Source organism: Sphingomonas sp. CFBP 13733 (assembly GCF_014841795.1).
Lineage (GTDB): Bacteria > Pseudomonadota > Alphaproteobacteria > Sphingomonadales > Sphingomonadaceae > Sphingomonas > Sphingomonas aerolata.
In genome coordinates this window covers 20,809-33,780 of record NZ_JACYUP010000002.1, presented here as the reverse complement: position 1 = coordinate 33,780, position 12,972 = coordinate 20,809, and the positions used below count along the sequence as shown (strand labels likewise).

Genomic DNA, 12,972 nt, shown 5'->3' with positions numbered 1-12,972 from the left:
TCGAGACAGACGGCGCCCCGTCACGCGCCCTGCCGTCCTTTTCCAACGGCAGCATCACGATCGCGCGATCGTCCAGCGGCCTTTATCGGGTCGCCGCCGTCGTCTTGTGACGCTTCTGCCATCACCGGGCACAGGCAATCGGCGGGCGGCCGTTCATAGGTCGGCAGGCCGCGCGCCTTGCGCAGGCCGATCAGCATATCGACGCTGAGCGGCATCCCGACCTGCCGGCAGATCGCGCTGAGATAGGTCCGGGCATAGGTCGCCCGCGTGTCCGGCGTCCGCGTGATCGCATTGGGTGCCGCGGTGACCACCCGCCAGAACTGGTCGAACGGCGACCGGTCGCCCTCACCCCAGAAATGCAGCAAGGCCAGCGCCAGCCGCAACCCCGGATTTGGCTTCACCGGGTGCGGACAGCAATCGTCGATCGTCTGGTCGAGCACGCACAGCGCGGTGTAGATCAGCCGCGCACGCGTGGGCGGTTTTGCAGGATCGGACATTGGTCACGCACGGCGCCCGATGCAGCGCCGCGTCACGTGCGTGGAACCCAGATGTCGCGAATCCCGAGCCCGAACTCCCCCGCGCCGAGATACGTGCAGAGCCGCTGGTGATTGTCGCTGGTCAGGGCCGCCGGACGCCCCTCGCTGATGAAGCGCGCCAGATAGCCGGGCGACCGGTCGATCATGCGCGACAAAGCGGAAAGGCTCTCTCCGCGCTCGTCGGCCAGCTGGCGCAACGCCTGCCGCGGATCTGCCGGCACCAGCGCCAGGCGAAGTCGCGCGCCCATTACTGCACCATCCAGTCCAGTTCGGCATCGTCGATCGCCGCGAACGCATGGCCATCCGCCGACATCTCGCGCAGGCGCTTGCGGACGGCTTCCGGGTCGCCGTCCTTCGGAAACTGACGATCGGCGCGTGCCGCATCCGCGACCGGATCGATCCAGTCGCCGCGATCGCGCTGTTTCAGCAGCCACCTGCCGAATGTTTCACGCGTCGTTTCAACCCCGTCATCGTCCCTGTCCATCACCTGATCCTCCTGCCGACTCGATGACGGCACTTCTATCCTGTTCCTGTTTCGTTCTCAATGGGCTTGGCCGTTCATGTGCGATCCGTCAGCTCCGGGGTGGAGGAATCGACGCGCTGACTAAGGGGTTTCCCTTAGGTCGCCGGCAACAGGCCGGAAACCAGTCCACCGGCACAAGCAGCGTTCACTGCCATTTCCGGGACGGCGCTCATGTGGTCGAAGCAAATCAACGCGAACAGCGAATCGGCGATGTTCCCAGCGGCCCCCGATCTGGTGATCGTGTTCGGCCCGACCGACCGCCTTGCCGATCGCACGCTCATCGACCGTCTCGCGCACCGCTACGACACCGCGATGATCGTTGGCTGCAGTTCGGGGACGATGGTCGAAGGTGATCGGCTCGACGACGACGGGGTCGTCATCCTGGGCATGGGATTCGACCGGACCGAGCTGCGGCTCGCGGTCCAGCCGCTGCCGTCGTCCGACCTGTCGTTTTCGGCCGGTGCCGCGCTTGGCAAGGAACTCGCGGGCGACGAACTGTCGGGGATATTCGTCCTGTCGAACGGCCTGAACGTCAATGGCAGCGCCCTCGTCGCCGGTCTGCGCACGGTGATCGGCGATCGCGTCGCGCTGAGCGGCGGGCTGGCAGGCGATGGCGCGCGGTTTGCGGACACGCGGATCCTGGCACGCGGCGAACACCACGCAGACGTCGTCGCCGCCATCGGCTTCTACGGCGACCATGTCCGGTTCGCGCATGGCAGCGCGGGCGGCTGGCAGCCGTTCGGCCCCGTACGCACGATCAACGATGCGGCGGGATCGACACTGCGCGGACTCGACCATGAGCCGGCTCTCGCGCTGTACGAGCGCTATCTCGGTGAGGAGGCGGTGGATCTGCCTGCATCGGGGCTGCTCTATCCGCTCGAGATCTGGGATCCCGCCCACCCCGATGTTCGCGTCGTGCGCACATTGCTCGCCATCGACCGTGACGCCGGGACGCTGACCTTTGCCGGCGACATGCCGCAGGGGTGGAAGGCACGGCTGATGCGCGGGATGTTCGACGAGCTGATCAACGGCGCGTCGACCGCGGCGCACCATGCGCTCGACCAGACCGCCGCATGGGGAACGTCACCCTCTGCGTGCCTCGCGATCAGTTGTGTCGGGCGGCGGCTGCTGATGGGCCAGCGTACCGAAGAGGAAATCGCCGCGGTCGCCGCCGCGCTCGGCCCGGACATCGCGCTGGCGGGCTTCTATTCCTATGGCGAGATCGCGCCGCAAAATCAGACCGCGGTGCCGTGCCTCCACAATCAGACGATGACGATCACGCTGATCGGGGAATGTGCGTGAAGCCCCCGCCCCCGATCACTACCGAGCCGCCGGTGCTCCACCGGATCGCGGCACGCCAGGCGGAACGCGCGCGACAGCCCGACGGCGGGATCGACACCGATCGCCTGCTCGCGCTGGTGTCGGCGACCTATGACGAAACCGATGTCGATCGGCGGCGATCGGATCGCGCGAACCGCCTGATGGCGCAGGAGCTGGAGGTCGCGCTGGCGGAAAGCGCACTTCAGAACCTGCGGTTCAAGGCCGCGCTCGACAACATGAACCAGGGGCTCGCGCTGTTCGATGCGTCCCGGCGGCTGGTGCTGACCAATCAGCGGTTCCTCGACATATACGGGCTCGATCATGCCGTTCCCGGCCTGTCGCTCGACCAGCTGCTGAGCAACAGTCCCTGCCTGTCGGTCAGCACGGCCGACGAGCATCGCCGACTGGTCGAGGAATATGACGGCGCGGCCTCCGCCTATGGCGCTAGGATCGAACAACGCTGGCCAGATGGACGGACCATCACGATCGAGCGCACCCGGCTGGTCGATGGCGGCTTTCTCGATACCGTTGCCGACGTCACCGAAGCGCGCAACGCGTCCGCGCGCCTCGCGCATCTGGCGCGGCACGATGCCCTGACCGATCTTCCCAACCGTACCATGCTGCGCGAACGGCTCGACGAGATGATGCGCAACGCCCGAAGCGGTGATCGCTGCGCGATGCTGTGTCTCGACCTCGACCGGTTCAAGCTCGTCAACGACACGCTCGGCCATCCGGTCGGCGACGCGCTGCTCGTCGCGGTGGCATCGCGACTGGTCACGCTGGTTCGCCATCATGACGTCGTGACCCGGCTGGGCGGCGACGAATTTTCGGTCCTCGTCCAGCATGTCACCTCGGACCATGCGATCGAGCAACTGTGCCGCCGGATCATCGAGGCACTGACGCAACCCTTCGAGATTGGTGGTCACCATATCCAGATCGGCGCGAGCATCGGCGTCACCATGGTCGAGGTCGACGCACTCGACCCCAACGTGATGCTCCGCAATGCCGATCTCGCGCTGTACAGCGCCAAGGCGGGCGGGCGCGGCAATTATTGTTTCTACACGCCCGACATGCACGTCTTCGCAACCCGCCGGCGCGAGCTCGAGATCGAACTGCGCCGTGCACTGAAGTCGGAAGAGTTCGAGGTTCACTACCAGCCGCAGGTCGCGATCGGCACGCATGCGGTGGTCGGCTTTGAGGCACTCGCACGCTGGTATCATCCCGAGCGCGGCATCATCCCCCCGAACGAATTCATCAGCGTGTGCGAGGAAATCGGGCTGATCGGCGCGGTCGGCGAATTCGTCCTGACCCGCGCCTGCCGGGATGCGGCATGCTGGCCGGACAGCGTCAAGATTGCGGTCAATCTCTCGGCGTTGCAGTTCAAGTCGGGGACGCTGCCGGCGGTCGTCGCACACGCGCTGCGTGTCAGCGGCCTCGATCCGCGCCGCCTCGAACTGGAAATCACCGAAAGCGCGATGCTCGACGACACGGCAAGCGTCCTCAGGCAGTTGCGTGACATCAAGCAACTCGGCGTACTCATCTCGCTCGACGATTTCGGCACGGGCTATTCGTCGCTCAGCCATATCCGCAATTTCCCGTTCGACCGGGTCAAGATCGATCAGTCGTTCGTCCGCGATCTCGGCACCAACAGCGACAGCCTGGCGATCGTGCGTGCGGTGACGGGGCTCTGCGGGAGCCTCGGGATCCTGTCGACCGCCGAGGGGGTCGAGACGCTCGATCAGCTGAATATCCTGGTCGCAGAGAAGTGCGACAGCGCGCAGGGCTATTATTTCAGTCGCCCCGTGCCGTTCGTCGAAACGCTTCCCTTCGTCTCTCGCATGCACGCGCTTCAGTCACAGGCCGCCTGAGCCGGGTGCGCGGATCGGACGCGGCTGGCCGTTGCTCACGGCAACGCCAGTCCCCGGGGATCCGCAGGAGCCGCGATGAGGCTGACCGTCAGCGACGTGAAAATTCGGCTATCAGCCGCAGCCCGACCACGAACGCCGACCTGCGCCGGCATAGGCGCGGCGAACATATTGCACGTCGGGCTGGACCGCGAGGAAGGGCGCCGCCCGATCCTGATAGGTGATCTCGATCCCCGTCTCCGCGGCGTCGGCGTGATCGCCGGCATCGCGCACCGTCTGACGCAGAGCCTGCGATAACAGGCCCTGCGCGACGCCGATCGAGAATTGCCCGTCGGGCCGTCCGGGAACGAGGCCGCGTGCGAGCAGCCCGGTTTGAAAACCGCCGCGAAACGGCGTCGTCTTCCCGTCCGATATGCCCGCGCGCAGGAACAGATCGATGCCCCGGCCGTCGTCACCGACCAGCCGCTGATCGACCAGCAAATAGGCGCCGTTAGCCGTCCGTTTGACCGGATTTCCGTTGCCGTCGCACGCTCGCATGTCGTCCTGCTGCCGTGTGTAGCGCCACGCACCGAACGCCAGCTTGCCGTTGGCGCGTGTCCCCGCCTCCGCGATCAGAAGCGCGCCATCGTGCATTCCGAGGTCGATCCCCGTCGTATCGCCCAACACCCCTGCCCGCGCATTCACGACGGCGGCATGGAAATAGCCGGATGTGCCGATCGACGTCTTCAGTCGCATCGTCAGCGCGGTCGAGGGGAAGATCGAGGGCCCGTTGGGCCCCGTCGCCGCCAGTTCCGAGCCGATGCCGAACGCCGGCGCGACCAGCATGCCCGCGGAGTCATTCTGGTAGAAGTCGACGTTCAGATCGGACAGCCCGACGAGCAGCGCGACGCGACCACCCGCAAGATCCTGCTCGACCCACGCCTCGTACAGCTTCACGCGGCCGTCAGCGACCTCGATATTGTCGACGCCCTGCACCGTCCCCGCCAGCGCATTGATCGATCCCCCCTGATTGCTCAGCACATGGAGATGCGCGCGCGCGCCGCGCCAGCCGGCCAGCCGGTCGAGGTCGCCATCGGCCGTGACCTCGAGATTGTCGAGCACCCGCGCGCCCCGCGCGTCGCCGCCAGCGACGTTGCCCATGAGATCGACGACATAGCGTCCCGTGATCGCGACGGCACGTGGCGGGGGGTCTTGCACGACTTCTGGCGGGCCGGACTGCCCCCAGGCAGGTAACGTCCAGGCCGCGGAGAGTAATAGGGCGGGTCCGACCAGTCGAGGCACCGTCATAATATCCACGCGCCACCTCCGAGCACTGCATTCCCGCCTATTATAGAAATCGAAACGTGTCCCAGTACGGAACAGGCCAGCAAAACATGATGATGACGAAGTCCCGGTCGCGTGATGCGATGTCGCTGACCCGTATGATCCGGATGGCGGGCGTGGTCCTGTTCGGACTGATGCTGCTCTGCGGTGCGACCGGCATCGGCGCGGCGTGGATGCAGAGCGCCGCGCTGCACCGTCTGACCGATGCGACGACGCTGCTTTCCAATCACCAGGGCGCGGACATGATGCACGACGCGATCCGCAGCGACGTGCTCGCGACATTCCAGGCAGCGGAGCCCGGCAGCGCGATCAAGCCGGATGATATCCAGAAGGATTTCCGCGAGCATCTCATCGCCCTGCGCGAGGGGATCGCAGCGGATTCGGCGTACACCGGCGATGCCGAAGTCGCCGCGGTAACGTCCAGGCTGGCGGCGCCGATGGAGGCCTATGTCCGCATCGCGACGCAGGTCATCGATCGCGTCGGCCGCGATCCGGTCGCCGCGCGTGCGATGCTGCCCGGGTTCTTCGATCAATTCCGCGTGCTGGAAGTGTCGATGGGCGCGGCGTCGGATGCGATCGAGACGAATTCGACACGGTCCGCCGAGAAAGCGGAGCAGCTCGGCACGATCGCGATGATCCTGCTCGCCATCACGCTGGCGGTCGGCATTGCCGGAACGCTCGCCTTCGTGATGGTCGCACAGCGCCGGGTCGTCCAGCCGATCGTGATCCTTGCCGGCACGATGCGCGCGCTCGGCGATGGCAATCTTGCGGCCGAGGTGACCGGCGCGGATCGTGGCGATGAACTGGGCGACATGGCGAAGGCGATGCTGGCGTTCCGCAACCAGCTCCAGGCCGCCGAGGCCGCGAAACAGGCACAGGCCGCGCTGATCGTCGACAGCCTGGGCACCGGCCTTACCGCGCTGGCGCAGGGCGATCTGACTGCCGAGGTGGTCGCGGATCTGCATGCGCCTTTCACCGGGCTCAAAAGCAACTTCAACAGCGCGCTCGCGAGCCTGCGCGGGCTGATCGGATCGGTCGCGCAAGGGGCGATGATGATCAGGACCGGATCACAGGAGATCGCGCAGGCCAGCGAGGATCTCGCCCGGCGCACCGAAAGCAACGCGGCCAGCCTCGAGCAGACCGCCGCCGCGATCGCGCAGATGGATCAGCGCCTCAGGGCTACCGCGGTCGCCGCGGGCCAGACCGTCGAGCGGGCGGACGGCGCGATCACCACCGTGGCGGACGGGCGCAGGATCGCGGACGAGGCGGTCCAGGCGATGACCCGGGTCAGCGAAAGCGCGACCGGGATCGACAGCGTGATCGAAGGGCTCGACAAGATCGCGTTCCAGACGCGCGTGCTGGCGATGAACGCCGCGGTTGAGGCAGGGCGTGCCGGCGAGGCGGGTCGCGGGTTTGCGGTCGTCGCCGACCTCGTGTCCGCGCTGGCGATGCGTGCCGAGGAGGAGGCCGGACGCGCGCGCGACCAGCTGACCGCGACGCAGGCCGATATCGGCACCGCGGTGGAACGCGTGCAGCGGGTTGATGGTGCGCTGTCGGCGATCTCGACGGATGTGCGCGGCGTGCACACGCTGCTCGCCGGGATCGCGGACGACAATCGTGCTCAGTCGAGCGCGATTACCGAGGTCAGCATGGCGGTCGGTGCGATGGACCAGGCAACGCAGCAGAATGCGGCGATGGTCGAACAGACCTCCGCGGCGGCGCGCAACCTGACCGCCGAAGTCGCAGCGCTGTCGGGCCAGGCGGCGAAATTCCGCATCGAGGGCACGCAGCGTGGCGCCAGGGCATTTCGGCAGATGATCGAACAACCGGACCTACAGGGCGGCACTCGCCTGCGCTCGTCTCGATCGGCGACCACCAGCCCCCCCGCCCCGGTTGGTATCGACGAAGACGCGGATTACGGGTTTGCCGCCTTTTGACGCGAGCGACGCGTGCTTAACGCGGCATTAGGGTTGATGGCCTAGATGTGGCGTATGAAGACCTACCGCCGCCTCGCCAGCGACATCAGCCACGATCTGCTCGATCGACGCAATTGCACGCGTCGTGCGATCAGCCTCCCCGTGACGATCGTCACCGGCTTCGGCGACGAGCATGCGGCGATCGTTCAGAATGTCTCGTCCCGGGGTTTCAATATCCAGTCCGAATATGGCGTCACGATCGGCCGGTTTCTCTCGCTCGACATACCCGGGCTCGCCCAATATCCCGGCTGGGTGGCGTGGTCCTATCTCGGGGGATTCGGGTTGGAGGTCGCCAACCCGATCCCCGAACAGGTGATCGAACATATCGTCGCGATGGCCGTCAGACACGCCGCCTGAGCTGCGGCATGCCCGTCGGGAGCCGCGTGATCGCGTCGTCACCGCGCCGATTCGGACCTGCCATCAGAAGAACCGCAGCCACGCAATATCCCGACGACGCTGCTTCAACCGTGAGAACCACATCGTCGGAAGCGCAAACGGTATGATCAGGGCGACGTACCAGATGAGCACCCAGGCATAGCCATCGACCATGAAGACCGCACCATCGGTCGGCCCCCACCACGCCAGCGCTGCGTGATAGAGGATGCGCAGCATGGTGAGATGAAACAGATAGAAGAACATCGGTGCGGCACCGAAGACGGCCAGACCGGACACGAGCCGTGAACTCGCCAGTCGCTCGCATTGCGCCAGCAGCAGCGCTCCGCCGCCCAGGGTCGGCAGCAGGAACAGGAGCGACGGTGGATATTTCGTCATCGACAGGAAGCTGATCACCGTCCGCAGCGGGCTGTTTTCCACCACGTGCCAGGGCGCGTCGCCATAGAGGTTGAACGCGCGCAGCGTGATGAAGCCGACGATCATCCCGATGCCGAGGCCCGTCAGATATCGCCTGCGCTGCGCGGATTCGGCCATGCGGTCAAACCACGGCCCGATCGCGTGACCGAGCAGCATGACCCCCAGCCACGGAAGGATCGGATAGGTCGTCCTGGCAAGGAACCCGAACGGCAGGGCGATCACGTCACGCTGGTGCAGCAACGCCCAGACCGGAAACAGCGTGTCCCCCTGGTGCAGCCGAACGGGATCGAGCAGATTGTGGCCACACACCAGCACCAGTCCCAGGGCGATCCGTGCCGGCCGGGGGAGCCGTATCAGCCCGGCGAGCAGGATCATGCACAGGCCGAGGCACCAGATCACCTGCAGCCAGAAGGTCGGCTGCGGCACCACCCCCCAATAAAGTGGTGAGAGGTACAGCACGTCGATCGCCATCAACAGCAACCCGCGCTTTGCCAGGAAGGCGGCGGTTTCGCGCGGCGTGTGGCTGACGCCGAAGAGATAGGCGGAAAGGCCGGTCAGCGCGACGAAGATCGGCGCGCAGAAGCTGGCGGCGAAGCGCGCGATCGCGAGTGCCGGCATGACCGTGTTCGCATCCACCGGATCGGGCATGGGAACAAGGACAAGCCATGTCTCGCGCAGATGGTCAAGCAGCATCAGGATCATCACGATCCCGCGCACCGCGTCGATGCTCTCCAGTCGCCTGCGCGGGATATCGCGATCGGGTGCGGCAGCGCGCGTCTGGTCCGTCATTATCGCCATTCAGAATTCCGCTCGCAGCGACGCGCGCACGGTGCGTGGCGCGCCTGGATAGATCCAGACCGAATTGTACGAGCTTTGCGCGTAGCGCTCGTCGAACAGGTTATCGACTTCGGCGCGGACCGTCAGCGCACCCGATAATGGAATGTCGGCGGAAGCCTTCACCTTCACATAGTCGGGCAGCATGAGCCCGCTGGCGTCGGTCGCGCCGGACCGCTTGCCGACATAGGCGACACCGCCGCTGATCTGCCAGTCCCGGCCGGTGCCGGGATCGAAGCGGTGCACGATGAAGGCCGTCGCCGAATGATCGGGGACGTTCAGCGCCAGCGGCGTGGCGAACGACCGATCGTCGGTGCGCGCCCGGGTCCAGGCATAGTTCACCACCGCCTGCCACCGCGCGGCAAGCCGCAGCGATGCATCGAATTCGACGCCGCGGCTCGTCAGCGATCCCACCGGCGCCAGGAAATTGGCGTCGTTCGGATCCGTCGTGAGGACGTTGCTCTTTTTGATATCGAACCAGGTCAGGCCGACATCGATACCGCGCCACCGTCCCGCCGCGCCGACCTCGTAGCCATGGCCCTGTTCGGGGGCGAACGCGACACCCCCCGCGCCACTGCCGGAATTCAGCTGGAACGACTCACCCCAGTTGGTGTGGACCGAGAGCGCGTCGGTGACGGCATAGCGCGCGCCGAGGCGGAAATTGACGGGGCGCCCCCTGGACACGGTCGTCGCCTTGACGAGATTGCGCGCGAGTTGCTGCCGGTACGCGTCGAGACGTATGCCCCCGACGAGATCGAGCCGATCGGTCACCGCCCAGGCGTCCTGCGCGTAGAGCGACACCACGCGCCGCGTTTCGCGCTGATCGATACTGGCCAGGAGCGGCAAGGCCTGTGTCTCGCCATAGACGGGGTTGAAGACGTCGATCGCATAGGGATTGTCTGCGGTCGGATTTCGCCGGTTCAGCAGTTCGAGATAGTCGAGCGTGTAGCCCTTGATGCCCAGGCTCGGACGATGGAGCCCGAGGGCTTGCACTTCGCCGCGCACTTCGAAACGTGCGGACAGATCCTCGACTTCGTAACCCCGTTCGCGGCGCTGTCGCCAGAGCGTGCGCCCGTCCACGAGGCGCGACGGATCCGCCGAAAAGCCCCGCAACGTGCCAGTCCGATAGGCGACGCCGCCGACGAGCGACCATGTCCCACCCAGCCGCGCTTCGCCGGTCAGCTGGTGGCGGGTGTCGCGTGCGCGCGTCGACCCGTTCGAGGGTTCGCCGAGGAACCGCGACGCCGGCAGCGCGAGCGGATCGCCATCGACCGCCGCCACACCGCGGTCGAACGGCGCGTCATAGACGATATGCTGGGCGAGATAGGTGAGCTGTACGGCGTCGCTCGGCCGGAAGGTCAGCGACGGGGACACGACGCGGCGCTTCACCGTTACGAAATTGCGGTAGCCGTCGCTGTCTTCGGTCGCGACCACGATCCGCGCGGCGAGCGTCCCGGTCAGCGGCCCCGTCGCGTCGAGTTCGATGCGGCGCGTGTCGAACGAACCATAGTTCAGCGAAGCCGACGCCTGTGATGCAAAACGCGGCGTCTTGCTGACCATATTGACCCGTCCGGCGGGATCGATATCGCCGAAGACGGCGCCGGCAGGGCCCTTGAGGATCTCGATGCGCTCGATCGTCGCGGGGTCCCGCGCGGGGGCGCTGCCGCGATTGGCGATGAAGCCATCGGTATAATATTCGCCGCCGCCATCGGCAGTGCTCAGGAAGCCGCGGATCGCGAAATTATCGGCAAAGCCCCCGCGATTATTCTGCTGGCTGCTGCCGCTCACCAATTCCAGCGCGTCGCTCAACCGGTACGTGCCCGCCGCACGCAGGATGTCCTGTTCGAGTGACCGGCTCGATTGCGACATGACTTCGGTCGCACGATCGGAGGAAAGCGTCGCGTCCCGCGATGTCCGGGTCCCGAGCACGACGATCTCGTTCCGCTCCGCCGGCTCCTCGACGGCCTGCGCAACCACTGGCGACCCTGCCATCATGCCGATCGCGCCAAGTGTGTGCCGCAGCCGAAGCGGCACAGCCCCGCCCGATAATCGTGTCACAGTCCGCATCGTCCAGCGTGCCAAGAGACTTCCTCATATGCGATGATATGTTGTCTCCTAACGTCACTACTCCGCGATGGCAACGCGGCCGACCGCAGTGGTGGCCAGGTGTACGAACGATCGACCTGAACCTGCAGGGCAGGACACAAAACAAGAAGCATCGAGCTTTGCTGCCCGTCCTCGCGACGCTCGATCGCTGGCTATGGGCCGAATACGCGACCTCACGTAAATCAAATTGAGGGACCGCGCCGGCCGCGGCTGGCTGGTCAATTCCCACGGGCGAGCGGTGCAGGATGTCGACCGGGCCTGGGACACCTTGCTTACGAAGCTTGGACTGCCGAAGGGCCGCGAGTTGCGCTTGTACCTAACGCGCCACAGCCTCACGACCTTCGCGCGCAACCGCGGCGCTACGAAGTGGGATTTAGAAGGTTTCATGGGTCACAGCGACGGCCGCTCAGCCCCTCGCGTCGCGCAACGCTTCCAATGTAGCCAGCTTGACCGGGTCGTCAACTGCAAGAGCCTCTTCAAGATAGTAGCCATAAGATATGTTGCGCACCACCTCTTGCGCCTCGCTACTATATTCTTCCGCTATGATCGGAAACGCATCCACGAGCTCACGGAGAAATCCCTTGTCCATCTCTTGAAGATGGCTAGCTAAGGCTTCCATCATCTTCACGGCGGTGTCAGGGTTAAGTTCCTCGTCGTCGGTCAGTTCGAGGAACACGGCATACTCCGCGATAATTTCTGCAACCTGCATAGCGATCATGGCTTCACAACCCTTACGTGGATGTTCGTGATGCTCATCTGCTTGAGCAGTTTCAGTGCCTTGGTCTTCTCGACAGGCGTAGGGACCTCCCACGTCCCGATCAGACGGTGTTGTGCTAATACCTCCGACTGCCGCAAAATCTGGGCCCGCGAACGAGGCCTGTTTACGACAGCCCATTTTCGGTCGACCATATAATCGCCCTGAATGCCGTCAAACTTCACCGGCCACTTAGAACCTTTGGGCATCGTCCGCATCAACGTTGACGCCTGACCGGCGCGCGCGCCGGGCGCCGAATCGTTATAGGGTTTCCAAGGCTTTTTTGACTTGGTCGTCTCCTTGACCCAGCCGATTTGCGGCGGGTCAAAGGTTATACGCGGCCTCGCGATAGCGAGTCGGCGCAATGCGGCAGCCTTGGAGAGCGCCGCCCCCGGCGCTACCGCCAGCGCGACGTTCCCAGCAACCTTTCCTGCGGCGCGACCGATGTCCCGCGCCGAGGCGTTGGCAACGGCGCTTGCCGCGCGGGAGGCCTGGATATGGGCCGGGGTATCCTCAGCAGTGATTGCGGTGTCGATCATGGCCGCGATGCCACGGCCGGCGTTGCGAACAGTCGTTACTGGATTTGGTGTTAGCGCAGCATGGACTCCCGCCACGGTTCCTTCCCCAACATCATAAAGTCCCTGACCGACGCCATCAAAGAATTCGGCGACGGAGTTCGGCTGACCACCGGGCCGCGCTCCCGGGATCCGCGTGGACTGCACCTTGGCCGACCTGCGTTCTACCGATTTCGGGTCGTCGCCGGTGAGCGATCGGGCGCGGGGCGTTTCAGCCTTTGGCGGGTTTGCGGTCCGCGATGTATGATTATCCCCTGGGCTTGGAGCGCGACCGCTCCCAGAACGCGCACGATCGTTTCTGGCGCTCGTCGTATCGGTTTGGGTCGGTCCATCATAGCGCCCCGCGCCTG

Annotated in this window: 12 protein-coding genes; 4 read left to right on the top strand and 8 right to left on the bottom strand. The window is 65.5% G+C overall.

Features of this window, described 5'->3' with window-relative positions; translation table 11 throughout:
* Positions 1-20: 20 nt before the first annotated feature.
* Genes IFT71_RS04370 through IFT71_RS04360 form a run of 3 tightly spaced genes read right to left on the bottom strand, consistent with a single transcriptional unit; the run spans position 21 to position 1,020 of the window.
* Positions 21-497 (bottom strand): hypothetical protein, encoded by a 477-nt coding sequence (locus tag IFT71_RS04370; RefSeq protein ID WP_031395973.1) that lies wholly within the window; start codon positions 495-497, stop codon positions 21-23.
* Positions 498-529: 32 nt separating this feature from the next.
* On the bottom strand, positions 530-784 hold the full coding sequence (locus IFT71_RS04365; RefSeq protein WP_051916617.1) for a hypothetical protein: 255 nt from the start codon (positions 782-784) through the stop codon (positions 530-532).
* A complete protein-coding gene (locus tag IFT71_RS04360; RefSeq protein ID WP_192139332.1) occupies positions 784-1,020 on the bottom strand; it encodes a hypothetical protein in 237 nt (78 codons plus the stop codon). The genes IFT71_RS04365 and IFT71_RS04360 overlap by 1 nt, the downstream gene beginning before the upstream one ends.
* A gap of 210 nt (positions 1,021-1,230) precedes the next feature.
* Here IFT71_RS04360 and IFT71_RS04355 point away from each other — a divergent pair, with 210 nt between their 5' ends.
* Positions 1,231-2,361 (top strand): FIST signal transduction protein, encoded by a 1,131-nt coding sequence (locus tag IFT71_RS04355; RefSeq protein ID WP_192139330.1) that lies wholly within the window; start codon positions 1,231-1,233, stop codon positions 2,359-2,361.
* Entirely contained in the window at positions 2,358-4,247 is a 1,890-nt protein-coding gene (locus IFT71_RS04350) for an EAL domain-containing protein (protein WP_192139328.1), read from the top strand. The genes IFT71_RS04355 and IFT71_RS04350 overlap by 4 nt, the downstream gene beginning before the upstream one ends.
* 111 nt (positions 4,248-4,358) lie before the next feature.
* Here the strand turns inward: IFT71_RS04350 and IFT71_RS04345 are convergent, their stop codons facing one another.
* On the bottom strand, positions 4,359-5,441 hold the full coding sequence (locus tag IFT71_RS04345) for a carbohydrate porin (RefSeq protein WP_342212594.1): 1,083 nt from the start codon (positions 5,439-5,441) through the stop codon (positions 4,359-4,361).
* 179 nt (positions 5,442-5,620) lie between these two features.
* Here IFT71_RS04345 and IFT71_RS04340 point away from each other — a divergent pair, with 179 nt between their 5' ends.
* Both IFT71_RS04340 and IFT71_RS04335 read left to right on the top strand, forming a co-directional pair.
* Entirely contained in the window at positions 5,621-7,504 is a 1,884-nt protein-coding gene (locus IFT71_RS04340; RefSeq protein WP_446740747.1) for a methyl-accepting chemotaxis protein, read from the top strand.
* A 54-nt stretch (positions 7,505-7,558) separates the two neighbouring features.
* Positions 7,559-7,900: a PilZ domain-containing protein gene (locus tag IFT71_RS04335; RefSeq protein ID WP_192139326.1), complete on the top strand. Its 342-nt coding sequence runs from the start codon at positions 7,559-7,561 to the stop codon at positions 7,898-7,900.
* A gap of 63 nt (positions 7,901-7,963) precedes the next feature.
* Here IFT71_RS04335 and IFT71_RS04330 read toward each other — a convergent pair whose 3' ends face one another.
* The 4 genes from IFT71_RS04330 to IFT71_RS04315 form a co-directional block, all read right to left on the bottom strand.
* Positions 7,964-9,151: a DUF1624 domain-containing protein gene (locus tag IFT71_RS04330; RefSeq protein ID WP_197976039.1), complete on the bottom strand. Its 1,188-nt coding sequence runs from the start codon at positions 9,149-9,151 to the stop codon at positions 7,964-7,966.
* Positions 9,152-11,245 carry a TonB-dependent siderophore receptor gene (locus tag IFT71_RS04325; protein ID WP_342212593.1) on the bottom strand — a complete coding sequence of 698 codons (2,094 nt, stop codon included), beginning with the start codon at positions 11,243-11,245 and terminating at the stop codon, positions 9,152-9,154.
* 454 nt (positions 11,246-11,699) lie between these two features.
* Positions 11,700-12,011 (bottom strand): hypothetical protein, encoded by a 312-nt coding sequence (locus IFT71_RS04320; RefSeq protein WP_192139324.1) that lies wholly within the window; start codon positions 12,009-12,011, stop codon positions 11,700-11,702.
* Complete coding sequence (locus IFT71_RS04315) at positions 12,008-12,586, bottom strand: hypothetical protein (protein ID WP_192139322.1); 579 nt, start codon at positions 12,584-12,586, stop codon at positions 12,008-12,010. The genes IFT71_RS04320 and IFT71_RS04315 overlap by 4 nt, the downstream gene beginning before the upstream one ends.
* Between the last annotated feature and the right edge of the window lie 386 nt (positions 12,587-12,972).

Bases quoted from the DNA above. Each gene is read 5' to 3' on its own strand.
- IFT71_RS04335 (WP_192139326.1), top strand. From the start codon at position 7,559: ATGAAGACCTACCGCCGCCTCGCCAGCGACATCAGCCACGATCTGCTC.
- IFT71_RS04355 (WP_192139330.1), top strand. From the start codon at position 1,231: ATGTGGTCGAAGCAAATCAACGCGAACAGCGAATCGGCGATGTTCCCA.
- IFT71_RS04315 (WP_192139322.1), bottom strand. From the start codon at position 12,586: ATGATCGACACCGCAATCACTGCTGAGGATACCCCGGCCCATATCCAG.
- IFT71_RS04360 (WP_192139332.1), bottom strand. From the start codon at position 1,020: ATGGACAGGGACGATGACGGGGTTGAAACGACGCGTGAAACATTCGGC.
- IFT71_RS04370 (WP_031395973.1), bottom strand. From the start codon at position 497: ATGTCCGATCCTGCAAAACCGCCCACGCGTGCGCGGCTGATCTACACC.
- IFT71_RS04330 (WP_197976039.1), bottom strand. From the start codon at position 9,151: ATGGCGATAATGACGGACCAGACGCGCGCTGCCGCACCCGATCGCGAT.
- IFT71_RS04365 (WP_051916617.1), bottom strand. From the start codon at position 784: ATGGGCGCGCGACTTCGCCTGGCGCTGGTGCCGGCAGATCCGCGGCAG.
- IFT71_RS04320 (WP_192139324.1), bottom strand. From the start codon at position 12,011: ATGATCGCTATGCAGGTTGCAGAAATTATCGCGGAGTATGCCGTGTTC.
- IFT71_RS04340 (WP_446740747.1), top strand. From the start codon at position 5,621: ATGATGACGAAGTCCCGGTCGCGTGATGCGATGTCGCTGACCCGTATG.